The organism is Collinsella sp. OM04-5, assembly GCF_003439125.1.
Lineage (GTDB): Bacteria > Actinomycetota > Coriobacteriia > Coriobacteriales > Coriobacteriaceae > Collinsella.
On record NZ_QSUU01000012.1, the window covers coordinates 65,862 to 91,745 of the forward strand.

Genomic DNA, 25,884 nt, shown 5'->3' on the forward strand with positions numbered 1-25,884 from the left:
CTTGCGGTTACAATACCGCGAGGCCTAACTACACACCTTTAAGCCGGTCCTGTGAGACCGGGAAGGAGAATTATGGCGAACAACCATACCGCGGGCGCTGCCGCCCGCACCTTCGCGCCCAGCGAGCTTTGCCAGCGTATGCTGGCCAAAACCAGCAAGGGCGCCTGCGGTCCCTGTATCCTGTATCTTGAGGATGGGACCATTTTTTATGGACGTGCATGCGGCGCCGAGGGCACCGCGACCGGCGAAGTCTGCTTCAACACCTCGCTTGAGGGCTACTTTGAGGTCATGACCGACCCGAGTTATGCCGGCCAAATTGTAACCATGACCTATCCGCAGATCGGCAATTACGGTATCGACGAGACCGATGTCCAGTCGGCCTTCCCCGGCGACGCCGTGCGCCCCGCGAGCGCTCCGGCTATGCGCGGCATGATCGTTCGCGACATGTGCGCCACGCCTTCTAACTGGCGCTCGGCCGTCAGCGTGCCGGAGTACCTGCGCGCTCACGGCATCGTCGCTATCGAGGGTGTCGACACCCGCGCTCTGGTGCGCCATCTGCGCGACAATGGTTCCAAGATGGGCATTATCTCGACAGAGATCTTCGACGTCGACGAGCTCGCCGAGCGTCTGGACGCAGCGCCCACGCTGGTGGGCGAGAACCTGGTCAAGACCGTGAGCTGTCCCGCGCCTCACGAGTTTGTGGCCGCCGACCTGCCTGCCACGCATGGCTTTGCGCTTGTGGCTGCCGCTCCTGCCCGTCACAAAGTGGTCGCCTACGACTGCGGTGTGAAGCGCGGTATTCTGGAGGGCCTGGTCCGTGCCGGCTGCGACCTCACCGTCGTGCCGTGGGATACGCCCGCCCAGCAGGTGCTCGACATGAATCCTGATGGCGTCTTTTTGTCCAACGGCCCCGGCGACCCCGATGCCGTGGTGGAGACCTACGAGCAGGTGCAGCAGCTGATCGGCAAGGTGCCGGTCTTTGGTATTTGCCTGGGTCACCAGATGATCAGCTTGGCCTGCGGCGCCCAAATGGAAAAGCTTAAATTCGGTCACCGTGGCGGTAACCAGCCGGTTATGAATCTGGTGAGCCGTCGCGTGGAGATCACCGCACAAAACCACGGCTTTGGCCTGCTGTTCCCCAGTCTGGGCAAACTGATTCCGGAGCTTTCCGGCGGCGAAACCGAGCATGCGGCCGATGGCGACCTGCGCGCCTGGGTGCGTCGCGGCGTCGCGCCGGTCGTGATGAACGAGCGCTTTGGTCGCATTCGCCTGACACATGTGAACCTCAACGACGGCACCGCCGAGGGCATCCAGCTGCTCGACGCCCCGTGTTTCTCGGTCCAGTACCACCCCGAGGCTTCGCCCGGCCCCACCGATGCCCACTATCTCTTTACCGCCTTTACGCGACTCATGGACGGCGAGGAGAACTACCTGGACATCGACACCGCGAAGGACCGCCTCGCCGGCTGGAATTTCGCCGAGTCCGAGAACGCTGCGACCGAGGAGAACTAACATGCCTAAACGTACTGACATCAAGCGCATCCTCGTTATTGGTTCGGGCCCCATCGTTATTGGCCAGGCCTGCGAGTTCGACTACTCCGGCGCCCAGGCCTGCAAGGTGCTCAAGGAGGATGGCTTTGAGGTCATCCTGGTCAACTCCAATCCGGCGACCATCATGACCGACCCGGGCTTGGCCGACCGCACCTATGTTGAGCCTATCACCGCCGAGTTTATCGAGCGCGTGATCAAGAAAGAGCGCCCGGACGCGCTGCTGCCCACGCTGGGCGGCCAGACCGGTCTGAACGCCGCTGTCGAGCTGGCAAAGGACGGCACGCTCGACAAGTACGGCGTCGAGATGATCGGCTGCGACCTGGCCGCTATCGAGCGCGGCGAGGACCGCAAACTCTTTAACGAGGCCATGGCCGAGATCGGCCTGGAGGTCGCGCGCTCGGGCTATGCCTACAGCGTGGCCGACGCCGAGGCTATCGCCGAGCGCGTGGGATATCCCTGCGTACTGCGCCCGAGCTTTACCCTCGGTGGCGCCGGCGGCGGCATCGCGCATACCCACGAGGAGCTCGTCTCCATCGTGAGCCAGGGCCTTGAGCTCTCGCCTGCCCATGAGGTGCTGGTCGAGGAGTCCATCGAGGGTTGGAAAGAGTATGAGATGGAGGTCATGCGCGACCACGCCGGCAACGGCATCATCGTGTGCTCCATCGAGAACCTCGACCCCATGGGCGTGCACACCGGCGACTCCATCACCGTGGCGCCAGCGCAGACCCTCTCCGACCTTGAGTACCAGCGCATGCGTGTCGCGTCGCTCGCCATTCTGGAGAAGATTGGCGTCGAGACCGGCGGCTCCAACGTGCAGTTTGCCGTGAACCCCCAGACCGGCCGTCTGATCGTCATCGAGATGAACCCGCGCGTGAGCCGTTCGTCCGCACTGGCCTCCAAGGCCACGGGCTTCCCCATCGCCAAGGCCGCCGCTCGCCTGGCCGTGGGCTACACGCTCGACGAGATCGTCAACGACATCACCAAGGCAACGCCCGCCTGCTTTGAGCCCACGATCGACTACTGTGTGGTCAAGGTGCCGCGCTTTGCCTTCGAGAAGTTTAAGGGTACCGACCCCACGCTCACCACGCGCATGAAGGCCGTGGGCGAGATTATGGCGATCGGCCGCACCTTTGAGGAGGCCTTCGGCAAGGCCATGCGCTCACTGGAGGACGGTCACCAGGGCATCTGCGCCGGTGGCAAGGAGGGTGCCGACAAGCTGAGCGACGATGAGCTCGCTCAGGCCGTGGCAACCCCGACCGAGCACCGCATCTTCTTTGTGGTCGAGGCCCTGCGCCGTGGCTGGGACATCGCCCACATCCATGCCATCTGCGGTATCGATCCGTGGTACCTCAACCGTATCAACGACATGGTGCAGGTCCAGGAGAGCATCCGCGGCCTGCGTGTGGAGGATATCGACGCCGACGCGATGCGCCTGCTCAAGCAGTACGGCACGAGCGACGCCGAGATTGCCGCGCTGACCGGCTCGGACGAGCGCTTTGTGCGCGCCTATCGCAAGGGTCTGGGCGTGGTTCCCAGCATGAAGACGGTCGATACCTGCGCTGCGGAGTTTTCGAGCGCCACGGAGTACCACTACAAGACGTACGAGAACATCTACCGCACGAGCCCGGATGCCAAGAAGTGCGTGGCTCCCGACGAGACCACGCCGGCGGACAAGCCCAAGGCGATGATCCTGGGCGCCGGCCCCAACCGCATTGGCCAGGGTATCGAGTTCGATTACTGCTGCGTGCACGCGAGCTACGCGCTGGCGGCCCGCGGCTTCGAGACCATCATGGTCAACTGCAATCCCGAGACCGTCTCGACCGACTATGACACGTCCGACCGTCTGTACTTTGAGCCGCTCACCTACGAGGACGTCATGGACGTTATCGATGTCGAGCGCCCCGACGGCGTCGTGGTGACGCTCGGCGGCCAGACCCCGCTTAAACTGGCGCGCATGCTCGAGGAGAGCGGCGTCAACATTATGGGCACAAAGCCCGACGCCATCGACTTTGCCGAGGACCGCGAGCGCTTTGCCGCCCTACTCGACAAGCTGGGCATTATGTACCCGCCGGCGGGTCAGGCCACCTCGTTTGAGGAGGCCGAGGCCGTGGCCGCGCACATCGGCTACCCGCTGCTGGTGCGTCCGAGCTACGTGCTGGGTGGCCGCGGCATGATGATCGCCTACGATGCCGGGCATCTACGCGATTACATGGCCGAGGCTGCGCGCATTAGCCCCGACTACCCGGTGTACCTCGACCGCTTCCTGGAGGGTGCGATTGAGTCCGATGTCGATGCCCTGTGCGACGGCGAAGAGGTCTACATCGGCGGCATCCTGGAGCATATTGAGGAGGCCGGTATTCACTCCGGCGACTCTGCGACCTGCATTCCGCCGTTTAGCTTTAGCGAGAGCCTGCAGGCGAAGCTCCGCGAGACCACGCGCCGCATCGCGATGGCGCTGGGCGTACGCGGCCTGGTCAACGTGCAGTATGCCATCAAGGGTGAGACCGTCTACGTGATCGAGGCCAACCCGCGTGCCAGCCGTACCGTGCCGTTTATCTCCAAGGCCACCGGCGTGCCGCTGGCCAAGTGCGCGGCGCGTATCATGGCGGGCGATTCCATCGCGAGCTTGGGCCTGCCGAGCGATGAGCGTCAGCTGGACTGGTTCTGCATGAAGGAAGCCGTTATGCCCTGGGGCCGTTTCCCGGGCGCCGACGTCATCCTGGGGCCCGAGATGAAGTCGACGGGCGAGGTCATGGGTATCGCCAAGAGCTATCCCGAGGCATACGCCAAGACGCAGCTGGCGATCGACTACAAGCTGCCCGACCCGAGTTGCGGCAAGGTGTTCATTAGCGTGTGCGACCGCGACAAGCGCCATATCCTTTCGGTCGCCCGTATCCTGCGCTATCTGGGCTTTGACATCTGCTCTACCGAGGGTACGGCGCGCGTGCTGCGTGGAGGCAACGTGACGTGCGAGATCGTGGAGAAGATTAGCGGCCCGCACGACGGCGAGCGCCCCAACATCGGCGACCTCATCGCCGATGGCAAGATCGCGGTGATCATCAACACGCCGTACGGTCCGGGCTCGCGCGGCGACGGCTATCTGCTGCGCACCGAGGCAGTGCGACGCGGTGTGACCTGCGTGACCGCGATGTCTGCCGCCAACACGTACGTGAGTGCCATCGAGGCGGTGCGTGAGGACCAGCAGGGTCACGGCAGCGCCAACGACATGGGCATGGACGTCATCGCCCTGCAGGACCTGCCGCAGCACACGGTGTAATGTGACCTGGTCGGCCGGGGCGGCAGCCGGACACTTTCTCTCGGAAACTGGGCTTCGCGAAGTTTTCCGAGAGAAAGGACCGCCTCCCGCCCCGGCCTACGGTGACTCGGTTGCACCGTGTGCTGCCGAAGGGGCTTTGTGCGATGACTAGGGCTGAATAGAAAATGAGTGTGGGCGCCGTCGTTCGTTTGAACGACGGCGCCCACGTTTTGGATTTATTGGGCTGTGGCGGTGAAGGTTGTTTTGTCGGCGGCGATGTGCACGTGCAGCTTTGCCTGACCGTCGCAGCTGATGAGCACGCCTACCTCGAACGGGGTTCCCGTCTTGTCGTAGGTCGAACGCACGATGCGCATCGCCGCCTTACCGGTGTTCTGTCCCAAAAGACGCGCCTCATGCTTGTCGAGGTTGACCGTCTCGTAGACGGCATCGACGCTTGCGGGCAGGATGCCGGTCTTTTCCGCGATGTAGGCGTAGAGCGAGCCATCCACGTCTTTGCGCGTGAGCTCGGGGCAAAGTGACACGGGGATATAGACGTAGTTGAGCTCCATGGGTTTGTCGTTGGCGAGACGCAGGCGGCGAATCTCCCAGACGGGTGTCCCTTCGGGCACTTTGAGCCCGGAGGCGATGCCGCGGACGGCCGGTATGCTTGAAAAGGCGAGAATCTGCGAGCTCGGAACCCGTCCCGCTTCGCGCATCCGCGCGCTGAAATTCAGGGCCAGGTCGATGCCGGGTGCTGAAGTTTGGGGCTTGATGAACGTGCCCTGGCCGCGCTTGCGCACCACGCGCCCCTCGATGACGAGATCTTGGAAGCAACGGCGCACGGTCGCGCGCGATAACTCCAGCCGCTCACAGATTTCGAGCTCGCGTGGCAGCGGCGTCTTGGTGTCGAACGCCTGGCTGGCGATAAGCAGAGCGATTCGATGTTTAAGCTGGACATAGAGCGGCGTATCACCGCTGCGGTCGAAGGGTTCGGAGGCGAGAAACGAGATCATATCCATGGGGTACCTCCATGTCGTGGGCGTACGTGACATGGTCTGACACTGCGGGGCAAACCGGAGATGCCAGGCCCGATTCTTGCTGGTATGTATGGTGCATAAGGAACATAAACCATTTATCAGGCAATCTACCTGCTATTTTAAAAAGTAATTAGAAGAAAAAATAATTTAGGCACAAAAATAGTTGCTACCGTTAACCGATGAATAGTTGCCGTTCGCAGCTATTTTCTTGTACCGAACATGCCCCGGCGCAACAATAATCTCAGCAAAAAGCAAAGCCGTGCGACACACGGCAGGTCGAGAGGAGACCGCATGCGGTATCTGGTAATGGTCAGTCACGGAACGCTCGCTCCCGGACTGCACAGTGTCCTCAAGATGCTCGGCAATGACGCCCCGAACATCTTGTCGACGAGTCTCGTGGACGGCATGGGCGCTGACGAGTATGTCGAGAACGTCAAGGCGATGCTCGCTCCCGTTACCGCCGATGACGAGGTTGTCCTGCTTGGTGACATCCTGGGCGGATCGCCGCTCACCAATGCCATGAACACGCTGGCCGAGAAGGGTTTGCTCGCCCACACCATTGCCTTCGGCGGTATGAATCTGCCCATGGCTATGACCGCCATGATGGGGCTTGCCACCATGGACCTGGATTCTCTCAAGCAGATGATGCTGCAGGAGGGCAAGAACGGTATGTCCGAGCTTGTGGTCCCGACCGATGACGCCGACGACGAGGACGACGACATCTAGGCAGCGCATCCGCCCCAATTTTTGTGATGGAGCGGGGGTTAAGAGGAAAGACCCCCGGTGATAAAGAAAGGGAGAACGCATGATTTCGTTCATCCGTATTGACGACCGTATGATCCATGGACAGACCGTTACCCGTTGGGCCCTCGAGTATCCCTGCGACGGTCTTATCGCCGTCAACGACGCTGCAGCGTCCAACCCCGTGCTCAAGGAGGCCTACAAGAGTGCCTCGGGCAAGAAGACGTTCGTGTGGACCAAGGAGCACTTCAAGGAGGTCTCCGAGAAGGTTCTCAAGTCCAACACCAAGTACTTCCTGATCACCAAGAACCCGCTCGACATGAAGGAACTTCTCGTCGATTTTGGCTTTAAGCCCGGCATGGACCGCATCATCGTCGGCCCCTGCAACGACCGTCCCGGCGCCACCAAGCTCGGCAACAACCAGTCGATCACGCAGGAAGAGGCCCAGGCGCTCGAGGATCTCACCAACGCCGGCTACACGGTCGAGTTCGCCCTTATCAAGGAGAAATCCATTGGTGAGTGGCCCAAGTTCCGCGGTCAGTTTGGCTTCTAGTTAGGCGCCAGCTGCATTTTGGTACCTACAGCCCTGGGGAAAGGGGCTGAGGAATAAAGAAAGGGGAAAGCATGGCAATCAATGCATTCCAAGCCGCGCTGTTCGGCCTGTTCGCCTGCCTGGCATCACTGCCTGGCATGGGCGGCACGACGATCGGCAACTACACTCTGGGTCGTCCTCTGGTCGCCGGCCTCATCGTCGGCATCATCATGGGCGATATGCAGACGGGCATCCTCGTCGGCGCTGCCATCCAGGTTGTCTACATCGCTCTCGTGACCCCCGGCGGAACCGTCTCCGCCGACGTCCGCGCCGTGTCCTATATCGGCATCCCGCTGGCGATCCTCGCCATCAAGAACTCGGGCATCGATCCCGCCTCCGCTGAGGCTGCCGGCATGGCCGCATCCCTCGGTGCCGCCGTCGGCACGCTCGGCACTGTGCTCTTCTATGGCACCGCCACCATCAACCTGGTGTGGCAGGGCATGGGGTGGAAGTGGCTCGAGAAGGGCGATCTCCACAAGCTCTACCTGGTCAACAACGTTCTGCCTTGGATTGGTCACATCGTCTGCTCGTTCCTCCCGACGTTCATCATCACCATGGGCGGCACCGCCATGGTCGACCTCATGAAGACCTACATGCCCATGGACGGCATCGCGATGAAGACGCTGTTCACCGTCGGCTCGCTGCTGCCTACCGTCGGTATCGCCATCCTGCTCAAGCAGGTCATCTCCAAGCCGACGGACTTCCTCACGTTCTTCTTCGGCTTCACCCTGTCCGCTGTCATGGGATGCAACCTGATTGCCGCCGCCGGCATCGGCTGCTTCTTCGCCCTGATCAACTATGAGATCGCTTCGCTCAAGATCGACCTCGCAAACGCTCCCAAGGCAGCTATCGCCTCGGGCTCCGATGGTGAGGAAGAGGAGGACATCTAATGGCAGAGAAGAAGAAACTCTCTAAGAAAACGCTTGCCAAGTCGTTCCGCAACTGGTCCTATGGCAACCTGACTTGCTTCTCGCAGGAGCACATGCAGACCTTCGGTTACCTGTGCGCCATGCTTCCGATCGTCGAGGAGCTCTACGACACGCCCGAGGAGCAGAAGCAGGCCCTCCAGACCTACTCCGCGTTCTTCAACACCGAGCCGCAGATCGGCACCATGATTGTCGGCGTCACCGCCGGCCTCGAGGAGGCTCGCGCAAACGGCGAGGCCATCGACGACGACGCCATCAACGGCATCCGCGCCGGCCTCATGGGCCCGCTCGCCGGCCTTGGCGACTCGCTGATCGTCGGTACCCTGATCCCGATCCTGCTCGGTATCGCCCTCGGTCTCTCGACCGGCGGCTCCCCGCTCGGCGCTATCTTCTATATCGTCGTGTGGAACCTGCTCATGTACCTCGGCATGCGCTTTGCCTACAACCAGGGCTATGAGCTCGGCGGCAAGGCGGTTGAGGCACTGGTCGGCCCCAAGGCAAAGGCTCTTCGCGATTCCATCGTGATGGTCGGTACCATGGTCATCGGTGCAGTCGGTGCTACCTGGGTCTCCATCACCTGCAGCCCCAACCTGGTGCTGCCCGGCGGCGGTAAGTTCCAGGACACTCTCGATGGCATCTATCCGCACCTGCTGCCGATGGTCTTCATCATCTTCTGCTGGTACATGATGACCAAGAAGAAGGTCAACCCCATCGTTATGATGCTGATTCTCGTCGTGATCGCATTCGTGGGCGTTGTTATTGGCTTCTTCGACCCGGCACTGAGCTACTAGTCATCATCCCCTGGCCCCCTGTAAGGCCGTGCGGCCTCAACCGCACGGCCTTCTGATTTTGCGCCGCCCTTCAAGGGCAATATGGCCAGCGACCTCCATCGCCTACACGACACCCGCTATATTGCTCTTGAAAGATGACGTATTCGAAAAACGATGTTCTTGCACATGATGCACGCTTTGCACGAGGAGGACCCATATGCACGAGAAACACGGACACGACCTTTCGCGCGACGACTTGATCCGCGAGGCAAAGATGCAGACCGATGCTATTCAGCGGCTCAACGTTTGGCTGCGTCTGGGCTATTCGCTCGTGGCTATTGGCTTTTTGGTGGGGATGTGGGGTATGCAGGGCGGCCCCGGCTGGGGCGTCCCCGCGGGCATCGTATGCTTGGTGGTGGGCACTCCGCTTTCGATTGTGCTTAAGGTTGGCACGACCAACGCCAAAAAGAATGTTGAGCGTATGCTCGAGGCCGCGGGTATCGACGTTGAGGAGCTTATGCGACGCAAGAAGGACGAGCAATAGACTTCCGCGTTGGGGTATCATAAATAATTGTTGCGAATGTTAACTAATGTACGGCAAATGACGGTTTTATGGCCCTTCTAGAGTTGCAAAGGACAATATCCCCAGTGGATTACGATGACGTCGCTCGAAAACTGATTGTGTACTCACGTTCCCTTGCCAAGGGATCCTTGAGTGCTGCCGGCGGCGCCAGTGTGGGCGAGGCACCGGTTTTACAGTATCTATCGGGTATTGACGGTGATGTTATTCCCTCCGAGATTGCCAAGAAGCTGAAATTCTCCCGTGCGCGCATGTCGCATATCTTGGATTCACTCGAGAGCAAGGGTTACGTTCAGCGCAGGACCGATCCAAACGATCGTCGGCGTGTGCTGGTGAGCATTACCGAGGAAGGCCGTGATTTCGCGGCGAAAAAAAATGCCGAGAGTGTGGCATCGCTCTCGAAGCAGCTCTCAGCGCTCGGCGAACACGATGCTCAGGAGCTCGTGCGCATCCTGAATAAAGCCTACAGCCTTACCTATGATGCCGACGACTACCTGGACAATCTATAAGGATGAAGGCAGACATTTAGGTGCATCTTGAAATGCACCCGGGACAGTTGTGCCCATTGACTACCGTCAGCATCTCATTCCAAACCAAATCAGCCAACGTACGGCATAGCAATCTCCGGTAGGTCGCAGGGCGGCGGTCGAGCTTTTCTCTCGGGAAACTTCGCGAAGCCCAGTTCCCGAGGGAAAGGTATGGTCTGTGTAATACCAGATAAACAGTACATTTTTGCTAGATTGGTATTTGACTGAAGAACCAATTGGTATGGCTTATTAAGCCCACCTTGCCGTTGACGCTCATTTTACTGCCGCTGGTGGACTTCCGAACTTGGTTGCGCAAGTGCTCCCATATATTGATATGACCTAGTAGGTGGCTATCTGGTTACTACCAGTTGGCCCCTTGGTAACGGGTGGCCCCATTGTGCGGAATGTACCGAACATCCCCGTTTGATACGTTTTCCCATGCTGCCGGGGGGCGTCCTCGGCACCTCAGCATCTCGGAAGAAAGGAGACCAGGTGCGCAGGAATTCCATTTTTACGAAACGGTGGGTGAAGGGAAGCGCGGTCCTCGTTGCCACTGCAGCGACGCTCGTGTTTGCCAACCCCCAACAGGCGATTGCCACGCCACTCAAGGGCGTCGACTCAGCGACCGTGTCCCAGTCTGCCTCGAATGTCGTCGACATCGATTTCGCTGACGGCATCAAGGGCCGTATTACGTTCCTCGAGGACGGTATTTTCCGTTATAACGTCGACCCCAAGGGTGAGTTTTCCGATTACGCCACACCGCGCAGTAAGTCCCACACGGCTAAAATCCAGGCTCAGCCCGATACCTCGGACACCTACAGCAAGCCGAGTGCGACGGTTGCCGACAAGGGCGACACTATCGAGATCACCGGCGGAAAGGCGACCGTGATCCTGGACAAGGCGACCGGCAAGATGAGTATCAAGTCAGGCGACCGTGTCGTGGTTTCCGAGTCCGCGTCCCTCGACCTTGATAAGAAGGGTACCGTCCAGACGCTCGCCAAGGAGAAGTCCGAGAACTTCTTTGGCGGCGGCACCCAGAACGGACGCTTCCTGCACACCAACCAGACCATCGCCATCTCCAACACGAACAACTGGACCGATGGCGGCGTTGCCTCGCCCAACCCGTTTTATTGGACGAGTGACGGCTACGGCGTACTCCGAAACACGTTTGCAGAGGGTTCCTACGACTTCGGTTCCACGGACTCATCGACGGTCACGACTTTGCACAGCGAGAATGAGTTTGATGCCTACTACTTCGTGGCGACCAACGAGGGCGCTTCGAACGTGGCAACCGAGATGCTGCAGGACTACTACAAGGTGACCGGTAACCCGGTACTGCTGCCCGAGTACGGGTTCTACCTTGGTCATCTTAATGCCTATAACCGTGATGGCTGGTCAACGACCTCGGGTCAAAAGAAGTGGGAGACCAAGGGCAGCAAGTCCTCGAGCGAGAAGGGCGACGTTAAGTACGAGTCTGGCATGTCGACGGGCTACAAGCTCGACGGCACACTTGCGGCCGAGACGCTCAACGGTGAGGGCCCTACGGTTGATACCGAGAACATGAAAGCGACCGATTTCGACCGCCAGTTCTCTGCTCGTCAGGTTATCGATGACTACGAGGACAACGACATGCCGCTCGGCTGGTTCCTGCCGAACGACGGTTACGGCGCCGGCTATGGCCAGAACGGTTACTACAAGACCGGCGGCGTCAACTCCGACGGAGCGAGCTCGGCCGACCGTCTTAACGCTGTGCGTGCCAATGTCGACAACCTTAAGAAGTTCACCGAGTATGCCAACTCCAAGGGTGTGAGCACGGGCTTGTGGACCCAGTCCAACCTTGAGCCCGACAGCAACCCTGAGACCCCGTGGCATCTGCTTCGCGACTTCGACGCCGAGGTCAAGACGGGAGGCATCACTACCCTTAAGACCGACGTTGCCTGGGTTGGATCTGGCTACTCCTTTGGTCTTAATGGCATCAAGACAGCTTATGACACGGTGACGACCGGCGCTAACAAGCGCCCCAACATCATCACGCTCGATGGTTGGGCCGGCACGCAGCGCTTTGGTGGCATTTGGACCGGCGACCAGTATGGCGGTAACTGGGAGTACATTCGCTTCCATATCCCCACGTATATCGGTCAGAGTCTTTCGGGCAACCCCAACATCGGCTCCGACATGGATGGCATCTTTGGCGGCGACCCCATCATCTCTGCGCGTGACTACCAGTGGAAGACGTTCACGCCCTCTATGCTTGACATGGACGGTTGGGGCACCTACCGTAAATCGCCCATGACGCACGGCGATCCCTACACAGGCATCTCGCGCTTCTACCTCAAGCTCAAGGCGCAGCTCATGCCCTATATCTACACGAGCGCGGCCTCGGCGGCCAACATCGACACGGGTAACGGCGATGCCGGCCTGCCCATGATCCGCGCCATGCTGCTTTCCGACAACTCCGAGTACGCCGCAAGCACTTCGACGCAGTACCAGTATATGTTCGGTGAGAACTTCCTAGTGGCACCGGTGTATCAGGATACCCAGGCAGACGAGAACGGCAACGACATTCGCAATGGGATTTACCTCCCCAACTACGGCACCGACGAGAATCCCACCATCTGGATCGATTACTTCTCGGGTAAGCAGTATCGCGGCGGCCAGGTTCTCAACAACTACGAGGCTCCGCTTTGGAAGCTGCCGCTGTTTGTGAAGGCCAACGCTATCGTGCCGATGTACGCCGAGAACAACAACCCCGAGGCCGTGAGCGACACCAACACCAAGGGTACCGACCGCAGCCAGCGTATCGTCGAGTTCTTCGCCACCGAGGGCGACGGCACCTTTACGCAGTACGAGGACGACGGCTCCTCCATCGAGAACAACACGACTGAGGACGATTCCTACGGCACGATCGACAATATCTCCTACGGTGAGCATGTGAGCACCGTCTACAGCTCCAAGGCCGCAGGCGGCACCGCGACCTTTACCGCCGAGGCCTCGCAGGGCGGCTACAACGGCTACGACTCCAACCGCACCACGACCTTCGTGGCCAATGTGTCCGCCAAGCCCACGAGCGTTGTCGCCAAGAACGGCGGATCCGCACTCAACGTGGTTGAGGTCGACTCGCAGGAGACCTTTGACGCCGCGACCCCCGAGGCCGGCCAGGCGGTCTACTTCTACAGCGAGACCCCCAACCTCAACCACTACGGCAGCGATGCGGACGGCACCGAGGCCGAGCAGGGCGAGAGCTTCAACAACACCAAGATCACCACGAACCCCAAGGTCTACGTCAAGTTCGCGAAGACCGATGTTGCTGCAGCGGCGCAGACGCTTGAGCTGGGCGGTTTCGTGAACGCCGACGCCACGCTCACAGCCGATCGCCTCAACGAGAACCTCTCCGCACCCACGAACCTTGCTGCCCCCGAGGACGCCACGACCCCAACGAGCATCAAGCTCACCTGGGGAAAGGTCGATGGTGCTACCTCCTACGACCTTAAGGTCGACGGCACTGTGTTTGCCGTGGGTGATGCGGCCGAGTTCACGCACACCGACCTCGCCTACAATAGCAAGCACACCTACCAGATTCGTTCGCGCAACGCCGAAGGTTACTCCGCCTGGAGCGATGTGCTCGAGGCGAACTCCGCACTCGATCCGTGGCGGAACGTCCCCGACGCCGAGGAAATCACCTGGGAGGGCTCACTTTACGGCAGCCATAAGGCCGAGCTCGCCTTCGACCATGAGTTCCAGTCGGGCGACGGCGGTTTCCACTCCGGTGGCAACGATCTGGGCAAGGCGCTTACCGTTGACTATGGACGCGCTTACAAGCTCGATAAGCTCGAGTACTATCCGCGCGATGACGCCGGCAACGGCACCGTGACCAAGATGCGTGTTGAGACGAGTCTCGATGGCGTCCACTGGACGAGCCAGGAGGTCGATTGGGCACGTTCCGCTGATTGTAAGACGGTAGCGTTTGACGGCACCGTGGCCGCCCGTTACGTGCGCATGACACCGCTCGCCTCGGTCGGCAATTTCTTCTCCGCGTCCGAGATTGCCATCTACAAGACCGACGGCACGGATGGCTTCGCCGTGGGCTCCAACCTCAACAAGGCCACGATCTCCGACGGAGACTACTCCAACATGAAGAACTATCTGGGCCTCGAGAATCGCGAGCCCGATACCCCGACGTTCGGTTCGCAGATCCGCGACCACTTCGCCGACCTCAACGATAACGGCGTTTACGACGTCTACGATTACTCGTTCACCATGGCGGGTCTTGACGGCGGCACTAAACAAAAGGGCAAGGTCGCAGGTTCGCTCGCGGTGATTCCGAGCAAGACCGAGGTCGAGGCCGGTGATGAGATCACCGTTGATGTCTATGCGGCCGACGCCAAGAACGTCAACGCCCTGGGCGCCCTCGTCAACTTCAAGAGCGACCAGTTCGAGTTTGTGTCCGAGAGCATCGCGCAGGACGGCTCGACTGCCGGCATGGAGAACCTGTCTCGCGAGAAGGTCCAGTTCGTGGACGGAACGCAGACTATCAATCTCGCCTTTGCCAACCGCGGCGATGGCAAGCTCTACAACGGTACTGGCGCGGTGGCGAGTTTCAAGCTCAAGGCCAAGACCGCCGGAAAGGTCGAACTGCCCTCGACATCTTGGCTTATCGGCCCGGCATGCGACGCACTTGAGTTTGCGAGCGACGGCACGGTGACGATGCCGGACGTTCCTCAGCCAACGGTCGCCGAGTACGCCCAGGATGCCTTCAACATCACGATGACCAACGATGAGCTCACGACCGACGACGGGACCAACGTCGAGAAACTTATCCAGCAGAAGAGCTATAACGCGCTGTTCGATAATAACGAGGGCGACAACGGCTTTGAGTTCCTGTGGAACTGGAGTGGCAACTGGGACAGCGAGGGTAAGCTACCGAGTTACGTGAAGCTTCCCACCACGATGACATTCGCATTTAAGACGCCGTCGAAACTCGATAGCGTCGAGGTCGTTAACCGCAACGGCGGCAACGGAACCGTACAGAAGATCAAGGCCGTCGTGACGTTCGAGGATGGCTCGATCCAAGAGTTCGCGGGCGGGGAGTACGATTCCTTCCTGGCTCGCTACGCCTTTGACCTCTCTGCCGAGAACAAGGGCAAGAAGGCGACCAAGGTCGAGGTCACGCCGCTTGAGGCATCGGGTGACCAGATGCTCACACTGCGTGAGGTCAACTTCAACTACACGCAGGGTGTCGAGGCCATCGAGGGTGTCGAGCTAGGCAAGAACCAGACCGAGTTCTTTGAAGGCGACATTACGCCCGTCGACGCCAAGGCTACGCCTGAGAGCGCTGGCTACCCCTATGTGACGGTCGAGAGCTCCGACCCCTCTGTGGTAAGCGTCTCCGCTGTTCAGGCTGGCGATAGCGTGAGCTACTACCTGCGTGCCAACAAGGCCGGCAAGGCAAAGATCACGGTGGCGTCGGTACTCGACCCCTCCAAGACCGCATCCTATGAGGTCGAGGTCAAGGCTGGTGTCGATACCTCTGCGCTCGTGGCAGCGCTTTCCAAGGCCGCGGGCTACAGCGAGTCCGTCTACACCAAGGATTCCTATGCAGCTCTCACCACTGCGGTCGAGGCGGCTCGGAAGCTCCTCGACAGCGGCCAGGGCAGCTATAGCAAGAAGGATGTCGCAGACGCCACTGCCAAGATCGAGAAGGCAATCGACGGCCTCAAGATGCGCCCTGTCGATGAGAAGATCCTCATCAACACGCCCGAGAACCGCAAGAACGTCAAGGTGGCCGACTTCTCGAGTGAGGCCGACTACGAGGGCAGCAACGCCGTCAACGCTCTCGACGGCGACGAGCGGACGCTTTGGCACAGCGACTGGGCCCATGGGACCGGTATGCCCCAGTATCTGAGTGTCGACCTGGGCCGCGACTACGATCTCACCGACGTTACATTCCTGCCGCGCCAGGACGGCGGCACTAACGGCGATATCTTCGAGGCCGAGATACTGGTCTCCGACACTGCCGACGGTTATGAGATGGGCACCGCCGCGTCGATGGGTACGTTCGCCTTCGACAACGACGGCCGCGTGCTCACCGACCGTGGCGACTGGAAGCAGATGAGCTTTGGCGCCGCGCGCGGTCGCTACGTGACCGTCAAGGTGATTCACGCCGGCGGTGGCGACGTTGATGCCTACTGCAGCATGGCGGAGCTCAAGTTCTACGGTACGGCCGTCCCCGATCCGGTGGCGAAGGATGATCTCGCTACCGCGATCGAAAAGGTTGATGCCGAGGTTGCTGCCGGCGACCTCAAGGCCGGTGACTACACCGAGGCCTCCTGGACGGCGCTCGAGAACGCCCTGGCGAGCGCCCGCGCCATCTTGAGTGACGAGAACGCCACGCAGGACGAGGTCGACCAGGCGCTCAGGGCGCTCGAGAGCGCCCGCGGCGCGCTCGAGAAGACCCCGGTGGCCCCGGTCGAGAATCCGACTAAGAAGCAGCTCAAGGCTCTGGTCAAGCAGGCGAAGGAGACTGACACCAGGGGCAAGACGGCCGAGTCTGTCAAGGCCCTGACGGATGCCATTACCTACGCCGAGGACGTCTTGGGTGATGAGGATGCTTCCGACACCCAGATCCAGGCGGCCTATGGCCAGCTCAAGCTGGCCATTGAGAGCCTCAAGGATGCCGATTCCGGCAACCAGGGCGGCTCGGGCAACCAGGGTTCCGGCAATGGCTCGAACGGCGGCAACCAGGCGGGCAAGCCCGCAGGCGACAAGGCCCAGGGCAGCAAGAAGAACGGTTCGGCGATTCCCAATACCGGAGACCAGACGGCGGCGACCGTCGCGACCGTCGGTGGTCTTGGCGCCATCATCGCCGCGATCGGCGCTTTCTTCCATCGTCGCAGCAAGGCTAAGTAGCCCCAGCAACAGCTAAGCAAGCGTGCCCGCCGCCCCACCCAAGGACGGTGGGCACGCTTTTTGAATGTAGGCAGAAAGCTCCGACCCTTCGGCCCTAATCTCGCAAAGCGTTCCGTCTCCCGCCGAACACATCAGCATCGGCGGCTATACTTGATTTATTTGCAGTTAAGGGTCGCGGATCCGCCGCGTCGCCGCTCTCAACAGGAGGTCTTTGTTTATGGCAGATCAAAAGCCGGTTGTCGGGATCATCATGGGTTCCAAGTCCGATCTGGGCGTTATGGAAGGTTGCACCGCCGAGCTCGAGGCGCTGGGCGTGCCCTATGAGCTTGTCATTGCGAGCGCACACCGCACACCGGCGAAGGTCCACGAGTGGGCTTCGACTGCCGCCGATCGCGGTATCAAAGTGATTATCGCCGCTGCCGGCAAGGCCGCCCACTTGGGTGGTGTCGTGGCTGCCTTTACGCCGCTGCCGGTTATCGGCGTGCCTATGAAGACGAGTGACCTGGGCGGCATGGATTCGCTGCTGTCGATGGTGCAGATGCCTTCGGGCGTGCCCGTGGCCTGCGTTGCCATCAACGGCGCCAAGAACGCCGCCATCTATGCCACACAGATTCTGGGTGCTTGCGACCCCGAGTACCGCAAGGTTATCGAGAAGATGAAGCAGGAGATGGCTGACGCCTAAGCGTTCCGCCGTTTCACCGCAGTATAAGGAGAGCCATGTCCGATTATCAGGGAAAACGATTCAAGGCTTCTCAGATTCCCGATCCGTCGAAGCCGGGTGCTGCCCGTGCGGCACAGCAGGGTCGGACATCCTCTCCTCAGCAGCCGCGCGCGCCGCGCCCCGTGACACCGGCGACGCATCGTCGACAGGACGCGCCGGCCGCATATCGTCCTTCGTCTTATAGCTCCGCTAAGAAGCCGCCCCGGTCTTCATCGCATGCCGCGCCGTCGGATTGCACCGAGCCGCCGCGTAAGAAGCGCCGCTCCATCATTCCTATCCTGCTCATCATCATCGGTATCGGCCTGATTGTCGCCGCCGCCGCTATCTTTATTAATGCCCAGATTGGCTATAAGCAGGCGAGCGATTCGTATCAGAAAATCGAGAAGCAATATGTAAGCGATAAGGACGCCAGCGGCGTGCCGATTATCGACTTTGATGCGCTTGCTCAGACGAACCCCGAGATTGTGGGTTGGATTTACGTGCCGGGAACCAACATCAACTATCCCGTGGTGCAGACCAACAACAACTCCAAATACCTCAACACGCTGTTCGACGGAACGGCTAACGCGTCCGGTGCTATTTTCCTGGATAGCGATGACACCGCGCCGGGAATGGTCGACCAGCAGACCACGATCTACGGCCACCATATGAACGATGGGTCGATGTTCAACGTGATTTCGGACACCACTGATCAGGCGACGTTCGATAGCATCGAGTTTGTGTATTACATCACACGGGATGCTACGTATAAGCTGCGACCACTGGCGACCAAAGTTGTCGAGGACACGTATGCCAAGGCGCGCACGCCCAATTTTGAGGGCGATGACGGGCTCAAGAACTACCTGTCCGAGATGTTCGACGGTGCCTCTGCCGTGGCGAGTGATGCCACCGATCGTGCCGCTTCGGCAACCAAGGTTGTAACGCTCGTGACCTGTCGTTCGCTGTCGCTGAGCAACACACGCGCCGTCATGGTGCTCACGCCGGTCGAGGAATAAGTTGTTCGAGAGTAGCTAAAAAGGCCCCGTCCCAAATTGGCTACTCGACGACGGTAAGGGAGAAATGATGCTCGAGAGTGGCAAATTGATGCCTTCGATTGATGCTTGGCTGCGCGAGGCCAAGGCCGATGCTTCGGCGGCAGGCTGTGGGATGTATCTGACGCATAACGGTGTGGTGCGCGCGACGCCCAAGGCCGAGGTGCGCGGAGTCGAGACCGATGGCGTGGCGCCAGGCCACAGGGTGGGCGGCATGGTCTTTGACTACGACGCCGAAAAGGTACGGTCTGCTATCGAGGCCACGCGCGCGATGCCGGGTATCGGCTATGTGCGCGTGTGGCTGGCAAGCGGCGAGCTTACCGTAGGTGACGACATCATGCTCGTGCTTATCGGCGGGGACATTCGCCCACACGTGGTCGATGCACTGCAGGCGCTCGTTGGCACCATCAAGAACGAATGCGTGAGTGAGGTCGAGCGCGAGGCATAGAGGATTGCGTCGATAGAAGGATCGTTTATAAAAATGCCCACCGGTACATGTGATACCGGCGGGCATTTTGCGTTTTGGGCGCGGTGAGCGCTATACGCGCGTCGCATCCTTGGGGCTCATGGTCATGCTCTGGAAGCGGTTTTCCATGTACTCGTTATCGAAGTGCTCTCCGTAGAACTGTGCGACGGGAATGTCCGGCTCCGTGCCGTTAACGCGCTGGTACCAGTAGTCGAGCGACTGCAGCGTCATGACGCCGTCGACCAGCATGATAACGGTAAAGATGACGGTGGCCGAGTAGCGGCTCTTCCAGGGGATCTTGTTGATAAGCTTAAGCAGCCTCGGCAGCAGCAGCTTGATCCAGATGAGGCCGCCCAGGCCCCACAGGCAGGCGAAGCCCGTGCAGGTGCGTCCGCCCGTGAGGACCACGAGCGGATCGGGCAAACCGAACAGCGTTATGTGCGAGTAGCTCCACGAGACCACGCCAAACGCGGTCTGCATAAACCAGCCCACGAACACCTCAAAGCTGGCGCCGAGCAGGGCGCTCACCAGGAAAATGATGATGGGGTTCTTTTTGTAGAAGCGGTTAAGCACCATGGTCATGAGCACGGCGCCAAATCCGTAGATGGGGCTGAAGGGGCCAAACAGCATGCCGGCGCGGTTCTGATAGACGCCCGGGTCGTCGACTGTCATGTGCCAGATGTCCTCGGCGATCAGGCCGAGTATGCAGCAGACAAAGAACACCCAGAACAGGTTGAAGTAGTTGAGCTTGATGTAGCCCTCGCCGGTTTCATCGCGGCCGAGCATGCCCTCGGCGGCGGCGTCGCGGTCGAGCATCTCCTGCAGGCGGCGCTGCAGTTCGCGCTCCTGACGAAGCGTGGGGTCGACGGTTGCCGAAAGTGCAACGAGGATGCCGAGCTGGATCGCGGGACGCAGCAGGAAGGGCCCGATGCCCTGGAGCATCACGTCGACCAAAAGCTCGACGACGGTGAATGCAATAAGGATGTAGGACAGGCGGGCGGCGTTGCGGCGCTGGTTTTTGATAAGGTCCAGGCCAAAGATGATTAGGATGACGGCACTTGCCGCAGAGAGCATGATGCCGGCGACGATAAGGCCGACTGCGACGAGCGTGTTGTCGCCGAGCTTTTCGGTGGCGTTGCCGTTAACAAGTGCCGTGATGACCTGCCACATAAAGGCAGCGACCGACGGGAGCGTGCCCACGCCGGAAAGGATGCACAGGACGGCGTACACCTTAATGATGAGGGGGATCTTCTTGACCTCCGTGGCGCTGGGGACGCTGGGGTCGAGTTCGTTTCGATCCATACAGAACCTTTCTCGCTTTGTTGTAGGTTACAAGGATACGCCGCCGACCTGCCAAAAGACAGGACGAACGTCCCAATTGCAACTTTGTAATCCCCAACGGCGGACGCGGCGGCCATCTGGGGGGCGCGGGCGCTTGCACTGGACAGACCGATAAAATGTTTGGCAACAAAACTGATTATTAGCTCGGTGGGCTTTTAAAAAGCGCTGTTCATGCGCGGGAGTGCTTGTCTTGCCGTGCGTATAATAGGGCAGGTAACGCCAAAAATACGAGGCTCTGAGGGGATACCATGTCTCAAGAAACCATCCGCGCGGCCGAGCGTGCCGCGGGACAGGTGAACACCATGTCGACGTATGATCCGGACTCCGACCAGCTGCATGAGGAATGTGGCATTTTCGGCGTATGGGCGCCCGATCGCGACGTGGCTCGACTGACGTACTTTGGCCTGCGTGCACTGCAGCACCGTGGCCAGGAATCGGCGGGAATCGCCGTGGGTGACGGCGGCACGGTTATGGTCCGCAAAGACCTGGGGCTGCTCGATCGCGTGTTCTCCAACGCCGACCTGTCGACGCTCTCCGGCCAGCTGGCCGTGGGCCACGTGCGCTATGGCACCGCCGGTGCCAAGAGCTGGGAAGCCTCTCAGCCGCATCTTTCTACCATCAACAGCGTCATTATCGCGCTTGCTCACAACGGCACCCTCGTCAACACCGACGAGCTGCGCCGCCAGCTGATCGAGCTGGGCGTGCCATTCCTCTCCAACTCGGATTCCGAGGTCGCGACCAAACTCATCGGCTACTTTACCCAGCGTACAGGCCATCTGCGCGAGGGCATTCGCAAGACCATGGAGCTCGTGCGCGGCGGCTACGCCATGACGCTCATCAACGAGCAAGCGCTCTACGCATTCCGCGATCCACACGGCATTCGCCCGCTCGTGCTGGGCAAGCTGGTGGACGAGGGTCTGGACCAGGCCGATGCCGCAGCCGTTTCGCAGCTGCCGTCGCAGGACGGCGCCGCGACGGTCGACTCCGCCGTCCGTGTCACGCGCGCCGGCGGCTGGGTCGTTGCTTCCGAGACCTGCGCACTCGACATCGTGGGTGCCGAGTACGTCCGTGACGTCCGTCCCGGCGAGATCTTGCGCATCAGCGCCGAGGGTCTGGTATCCGAGCAGGGCGTGCCTGCAGCCGAAGAGCCCGCCAACTGCATCTTTGAGCAGGTCTACTTTGCCCGCCCCGACTCCATCATGAACGGCAAGAGCGTCTATGCCTGCCGTTACGACATGGGTCGTCAGCTGGCACATGAGGAGCCCGTCGAGGCCGACCTGGTCATCGGCGTGCCCGACTCCGGCCTGCCGCCCGCGGAGGGGTATTCGCACGAGAGCGGTATTCCCTTTGGCGAGGGCCTTATCAAGAACCGCTACGTGGGCCGTACGTTTATCGAGCCTACGCAGGAGTTGCGCGCCATGGGCGTGCGTATGAAACTCAACCCGCTGCGCGACAATATCGAGGGCAAGCGCCTGGTCGTCATCGACGACTCCATCGTGCGCGGCACCACCATGGTGCAGCTCGTCAAGATGCTGCGCAACGCCGGCGCCAAGGAGATTCACATCCGCATCAACTCGCCCGAGGTCATTTGGCCGTGCTTCTACGGTATCGATACCGACGTGCAGTCGCAGCTTATCAGCGCCAACAAGACGGTCGACGAGATTTGCGAGTATATCGGCGCCGATTCGTTGGCCTTTCTTTCGGTCGAGGGCCTGCTTAAGGTCATGCCCAAGGGCGGCTACTGCGACGCGTGCTTTACCGGCCGCTATCCCGTGGCGATTCCCGAGAGCTTTGGCCGCGACAAGTTTATGGAGGGCTTTAAGCCCCGCAACCTGGACAAGCCGCTGTACTTTGACGACGACGCCGTGGTCGAGAAATACGACGACCGCAGCTGGGAAGAGGAGCACGGCGAGGCCTAAAACCTGCCATATGGGGACAGGTATATTTTGGTAGGTTTTACCTGCTGTTTTGTTGATATGACGGCGGGTGCTGTTATGGCACACGCCGAAATGAACGCAATTATGAGCACCGTTTGGCGCCCGCGCGGCGCGACGGTAGTGGGAGAGGAAGGCTCAGATGAGCGACAGCAAGCATGTGACGTACGAGGACGCCGGCGTCGATACCGCCGAGGGCGGCCGCGCCGTCGACGCGATTAAGCAAATGGTCAAGGACACCAATCGCCCCGAGGTTATCGGCGGCATCGGTGGCTTTGGTGGCCTGTTCTCGGCCGCCGCGCTTAAGGATATGGAAGACCCGATCCTGATCAGCGGTACCGACGGCGTGGGCACCAAGCTCGTGCTCGCCCAGATCATGGACCGTCACGAGACGGTGGGCCAGGACCTGGTCGCTATGTGCGTCAACGATATTCTGGCTTCGGGCGCCGAGCCGCTGTTCTTCCTGGATTACGTTGCCATCGGTCACATCGAGGCCGAGCACATGGCAAAGATCATCAAGGGCGTGGCCGACGGCTGCAAGCTCGCGGGTTGCGCGCTCGTGGGCGGCGAGATGGCCGAGCACCCGGGCGTTATGGCTCCGGCCGACTACGACCTCGCCGGCTTTACCGTGGGCGTCGTCGATCGTCCCAAGATGCTCGACCCCGCGAACGTTCGCCCGGGCGATGTGATCCTGGGCCTGCCTTCCACCGGCGTGCACTCCAACGGCTACTCGCTCGTGCGCAAGGTCATCGGCGTCGACGGCATCAAGCCGGGCACGCCCGAGGCCGCCGCTAAGGCCGAGGAGCTGAGCCGTCCGCTCGAGGAGCTCGGCGGCGCTTCGCTGGCTGACGCCCTGCTGGCTCCCACGCGCATTTATGTGAAGCCGATTCTTGAGCTGCTGCGCGGCGGCGCCAACGTGCATGCTATCGCCCACATCACCGGCGGCGGTATTACCGAGAACCTCAACCGCGCGCTTGCCGACGACGTTGACGCCGTGGTCACCCGCAACGGTGCCGAGATGGGCTGGGACGTTCCGCCCGTCATTACCTACGTGTCGCGCCAGGCCGAGCTTGCGCCCAACGAGGCTTGCAAGACCTTCAACATGGGCGTCGGCCTGTGCCTGATCGTCGCCCCCGAGGACGAGGCTGCCGTGACCGAGGCTCTGGTCGCGCTGGGCGAGAAACCGTTCCGCGTGGGCGAGTGCGTCGAGGGCTCCGGTGAGGTCGTGTACTCCGATGAGCGCTAACGAGCAGATGGCTGCCGCCGAGGGCCTGGACTTTGTGCCCTATACCCGTCCGACCGGCACCGATACGGCCGAGCCGCTTAAGATCGGTGTGCTCATCAGCGGCTCTGGCACCAACCTGCAGGCGCTGATTGACCTGATCGCCGCCGGCAAACTCAATGCTTCGATCGAGCTGGTGGTCTCGAGCCGTCCTTCGGCCAAGGGCTTGCAACGCGCCGAGCGTGCAGGTATCCAGACGCTGACGCTCTCCAAGGATGTCTATGCCGACCCTATTGCCGCCGACGAGATCATCGCGCACGAGCTGCTCGAGCGCGGCTGCGAATATGTGGTCATGGCCGGCTACATGCGCATGGTGCGCACGCCTCTGCTGGCGGCGTTTCCCAACCGCGTGGTTAATTTGCATCCGGCGCTGCTGCCGAGCTTTACCGGCGCGCATGCGATCGACGATGCCTTTGTCCGCGGCGTTAAGGTGACCGGTGTGACCGTGCACTTTGCCAACGAGATCTACGACAACGGCCCCATCATCGCCCAGCGCGCGCTGGCTGTCGAGGAAGGCTGGGATGTCGACATGCTCGAGGAGCACATCCATGCGATCGAGCATGTGCTGTATCCCGAGGTCGTGCAGATGCTCGCCGACGGTCGCGTCCACGTGCTAGAGAGCGGCAAGGTCGCAATTGATCCGGCACGCTAGTCGTGTGTAAGAGGGCTCATTGAGCGTTCTTTGGGACGTAAGCGATCTAGAAAATCTGATAGGGCCCTGTCCGTGCGCGGGCGGGGCCCTTTTGTGTGGTCTACTCTGTTTGCTATACTGCTAGCAAGTAGAGAGGAGCCGCTATGGGTACAGCAACGGTGCAGCTCAACACACGAATCGACCCTATGCTCAAGGCCGGTGGCGATGCGGTCCTGACTCGTAATGGGCTGGGGCCGAGTGACGCCATTCGTGCGCTTTGGACCTATCTTGCCGAGCATCAAACGTTGCCGGGATTTATGGTGACGGATAAGTGCGAGACGCCCCGTGCGAAGAGTCTTGCCGAACAGGGGTGTGGTCTGGCTTTTTCCTCATTGGGGTTGAGCTTCTCAGATTTTGCGCCAGGCGAATCATCGGCGGACAACTGGGATGCCGTACGCGATGATATGTATGACGCGATGATTGCCGACATAGAGGCGAATTGCCGATGATTGAGGCAAAGCGGCTCTTGGTGGACACGAATGTTTGGCTTGATTACTACCTGCAAGAGGGCGCATTCGACAACGTGAGAAGATTGGTTGAACTGGCCGAAGCGGGAAAGATCGACCTTCTGTACGCGCCAACGACGGCAAAGGACGTGTTCTATATCTTGCCTCGGCGTCTAGCTCGACGGAATGTGAATGGGATTAACGCTTCGTTCGGTCCGGCTGCATGGGCATGCGTCGAGCATATGATGCAGGTGGCAACGGCTTCCCCGCTTTCGATGGCGGAGTGCGAGATGGCGCGCATGCTTGGCAAGCGCATGCCGGACCTCGAGGACAATCTCATTATTGCCTCGGGCGATACGGCGGATGTTGACTACGTAGTCACGAGCGACCGACGCATGTTGGAGACGATGCCCGAGGTATGCTTGACGCCCGCGCGCGCACTCGAGCTCATCGGGATCCTCGGCTAACCTTGCATACCCCGTTTCGCTATCATATTGAGCATTGTGGCCCTCATGCAACTTTGGAGGACGGTATGGCGGATAACGAAGCACTGTTTACGCCTGAGCTGGTGTTTTTTGATTGGGAGTGCGCGACGCCCGCCGAGGTGTTTGCGCGACTCGAAGGCGAACTTGCCCCACGCGGCTACATCTGCACCGGTTGGCTCGACGCCGTCCGCACGCGCGAGGATGCCTATCCCACGGGCCTTGCCATGCCGGCGGCCAACATCGCCATCCCACACACCGACCCGGGGTTTGTGGCCAAGCCCTATATCGCGGTGGTAAAGCCCGCCACGTCCGTGACATTTAACGCTATGGCTGGCATGGGTGCTCCGGTGCCGGCGCAGATCGTCATCAATCTGGGCATCGCCGAGCCGGGCGGCCAGGTCGAGGCCCTGCAAGCGCTCATGAATATCTTTATGGACGCGGACGTCGCAGCCGATGTGCTCGGCCAGACCACGCCCCAAGGCATGGTCGACGCCATCCGCCGCCACTTTTAAAGCCGGCACTTGGGGACTGTCCCTAACTGCCGGCAGAGACGATATGAGCAGGACATAAAACATTGAGAGCCCCTGCTGCATGAAAGACC

At 60.6% G+C, this 25,884-nt stretch carries 20 protein-coding genes; 18 read left to right on the plus strand and 2 right to left on the minus strand.

Translation table 11 applies throughout. The features are described from left to right. Window positions 1–72: 72 nt before the first annotated feature. Together carA and carB are read left to right on the plus strand one after the other, a co-directional pair. Window positions 73–1,512, plus strand: coding sequence for a glutamine-hydrolyzing carbamoyl-phosphate synthase small subunit (gene carA, locus DXB53_RS08005; RefSeq protein WP_117584039.1), 1,440 nt, complete (start codon window positions 73–75; stop codon window positions 1,510–1,512). Between the two features lies 1 nt (window position 1,513). Beyond that, entirely contained in the window at window positions 1,514–4,828 is a 3,315-nt protein-coding gene (gene carB, locus DXB53_RS08010; RefSeq protein ID WP_117564030.1) for a carbamoyl-phosphate synthase large subunit, read from the plus strand. 215 nt (window positions 4,829–5,043) lie between these two features. Here carB and DXB53_RS08015 read toward each other — a convergent pair whose 3' ends face one another. Continuing rightward, window positions 5,044–5,826, minus strand: coding sequence for a GntR family transcriptional regulator (locus tag DXB53_RS08015; RefSeq protein WP_158551165.1), 783 nt, complete (start codon window positions 5,824–5,826; stop codon window positions 5,044–5,046). A gap of 309 nt (window positions 5,827–6,135) precedes the next feature. Between DXB53_RS08015 and DXB53_RS08020 the strand changes: the two genes are divergently transcribed. The 10 genes from DXB53_RS08020 to DXB53_RS08065 all read left to right on the plus strand — a co-directional run bounded on the left by DXB53_RS08020 (window position 6,136) and on the right by DXB53_RS08065 (window position 19,086). Beyond that, the gene (locus DXB53_RS08020; protein ID WP_089572603.1) at window positions 6,136–6,570 is read left to right on the plus strand and encodes a PTS sugar transporter subunit IIA; all 435 of its coding nucleotides are present in this window, start codon (window positions 6,136–6,138) and stop codon (window positions 6,568–6,570) included. A 79-nt stretch (window positions 6,571–6,649) separates the two neighbouring features. Then, complete coding sequence (locus tag DXB53_RS08025; protein ID WP_117584041.1) at window positions 6,650–7,138, plus strand: PTS sugar transporter subunit IIB; 489 nt, start codon at window positions 6,650–6,652, stop codon at window positions 7,136–7,138. Window positions 7,139–7,209: 71 nt separating this feature from the next. Continuing rightward, entirely contained in the window at window positions 7,210–8,067 is an 858-nt protein-coding gene (locus tag DXB53_RS08030; protein WP_117584042.1) for a PTS sugar transporter subunit IIC, read from the plus strand. Further along, a complete protein-coding gene (locus DXB53_RS08035; RefSeq protein WP_117584043.1) occupies window positions 8,067–8,894 on the plus strand; it encodes a PTS system mannose/fructose/sorbose family transporter subunit IID in 828 nt (275 codons plus the stop codon). Before DXB53_RS08030 ends, DXB53_RS08035 begins: the two co-directional genes overlap by 1 nt. Before the next feature lie 196 nt (window positions 8,895–9,090). Beyond that, window positions 9,091–9,417 carry a DUF202 domain-containing protein gene (locus tag DXB53_RS08040; protein ID WP_117584044.1) on the plus strand — a complete coding sequence of 109 codons (327 nt, stop codon included), beginning with the start codon at window positions 9,091–9,093 and terminating at the stop codon, window positions 9,415–9,417. A gap of 104 nt (window positions 9,418–9,521) precedes the next feature. Further along, window positions 9,522–9,962 (plus strand): MarR family winged helix-turn-helix transcriptional regulator, encoded by a 441-nt coding sequence (locus DXB53_RS08045; protein WP_158550938.1) that lies wholly within the window; start codon window positions 9,522–9,524, stop codon window positions 9,960–9,962. A gap of 543 nt (window positions 9,963–10,505) precedes the next feature. Further along, window positions 10,506–16,886 carry a discoidin domain-containing protein gene (locus tag DXB53_RS08050; protein ID WP_158556510.1) on the plus strand — a complete coding sequence of 2,127 codons (6,381 nt, stop codon included), beginning with the start codon at window positions 10,506–10,508 and terminating at the stop codon, window positions 16,884–16,886. Window positions 16,887–17,103: 217 nt separating this feature from the next. Then, window positions 17,104–17,568: a 5-(carboxyamino)imidazole ribonucleotide mutase gene (gene purE, locus DXB53_RS08055; protein WP_006235810.1), complete on the plus strand. Its 465-nt coding sequence runs from the start codon at window positions 17,104–17,106 to the stop codon at window positions 17,566–17,568. 35 nt (window positions 17,569–17,603) lie between these two features. After that, entirely contained in the window at window positions 17,604–18,602 is a 999-nt protein-coding gene (locus tag DXB53_RS08060; RefSeq protein WP_117584046.1) for a class B sortase, read from the plus strand. 67 nt (window positions 18,603–18,669) lie between these two features. Further along, window positions 18,670–19,086 (plus strand): molybdenum cofactor biosynthesis protein MoaE, encoded by a 417-nt coding sequence (locus DXB53_RS08065; RefSeq protein WP_117584047.1) that lies wholly within the window; start codon window positions 18,670–18,672, stop codon window positions 19,084–19,086. 90 nt (window positions 19,087–19,176) lie between these two features. On the opposite strand, the gene DXB53_RS08070 is transcribed toward DXB53_RS08065, so the two are convergent. After that, the gene (locus DXB53_RS08070; protein WP_117564037.1) at window positions 19,177–20,406 is read right to left on the minus strand and encodes a putative ABC transporter permease; all 1,230 of its coding nucleotides are present in this window, start codon (window positions 20,404–20,406) and stop codon (window positions 19,177–19,179) included. 287 nt (window positions 20,407–20,693) lie between these two features. On the opposite strand from DXB53_RS08070, the gene purF reads away from it, so the two are divergent. The 6 genes from purF to DXB53_RS08100 all read left to right on the plus strand — a co-directional run bounded on the left by purF (window position 20,694) and on the right by DXB53_RS08100 (window position 25,795). Further along, on the plus strand, window positions 20,694–22,364 hold the full coding sequence (gene purF, locus DXB53_RS08075) for an amidophosphoribosyltransferase (protein WP_055251559.1): 1,671 nt from the start codon (window positions 20,694–20,696) through the stop codon (window positions 22,362–22,364). 157 nt (window positions 22,365–22,521) lie between these two features. Continuing rightward, complete coding sequence (gene purM, locus DXB53_RS08080) at window positions 22,522–23,625, plus strand: phosphoribosylformylglycinamidine cyclo-ligase (RefSeq protein WP_117584048.1); 1,104 nt, start codon at window positions 22,522–22,524, stop codon at window positions 23,623–23,625. Then, window positions 23,615–24,313, plus strand: coding sequence for a phosphoribosylglycinamide formyltransferase (gene purN / locus DXB53_RS08085; protein WP_117584049.1), 699 nt, complete (start codon window positions 23,615–23,617; stop codon window positions 24,311–24,313). Before purM ends, purN begins: the two co-directional genes overlap by 11 nt. A 143-nt stretch (window positions 24,314–24,456) precedes the next feature. Further along, on the plus strand, window positions 24,457–24,801 hold the full coding sequence (locus DXB53_RS08090) for a type II toxin-antitoxin system RelB/DinJ family antitoxin (RefSeq protein WP_117584050.1): 345 nt from the start codon (window positions 24,457–24,459) through the stop codon (window positions 24,799–24,801). Further along, window positions 24,798–25,265 carry a PIN domain-containing protein gene (locus tag DXB53_RS08095; RefSeq protein ID WP_199408615.1) on the plus strand — a complete coding sequence of 156 codons (468 nt, stop codon included), beginning with the start codon at window positions 24,798–24,800 and terminating at the stop codon, window positions 25,263–25,265. The genes DXB53_RS08090 and DXB53_RS08095 overlap by 4 nt, the downstream gene beginning before the upstream one ends. Window positions 25,266–25,330: 65 nt before the next feature. Further along, window positions 25,331–25,795: a PTS sugar transporter subunit IIA gene (locus tag DXB53_RS08100; RefSeq protein ID WP_117584052.1), complete on the plus strand. Its 465-nt coding sequence runs from the start codon at window positions 25,331–25,333 to the stop codon at window positions 25,793–25,795. Window positions 25,796–25,884: the final 89 nt, after the last annotated feature.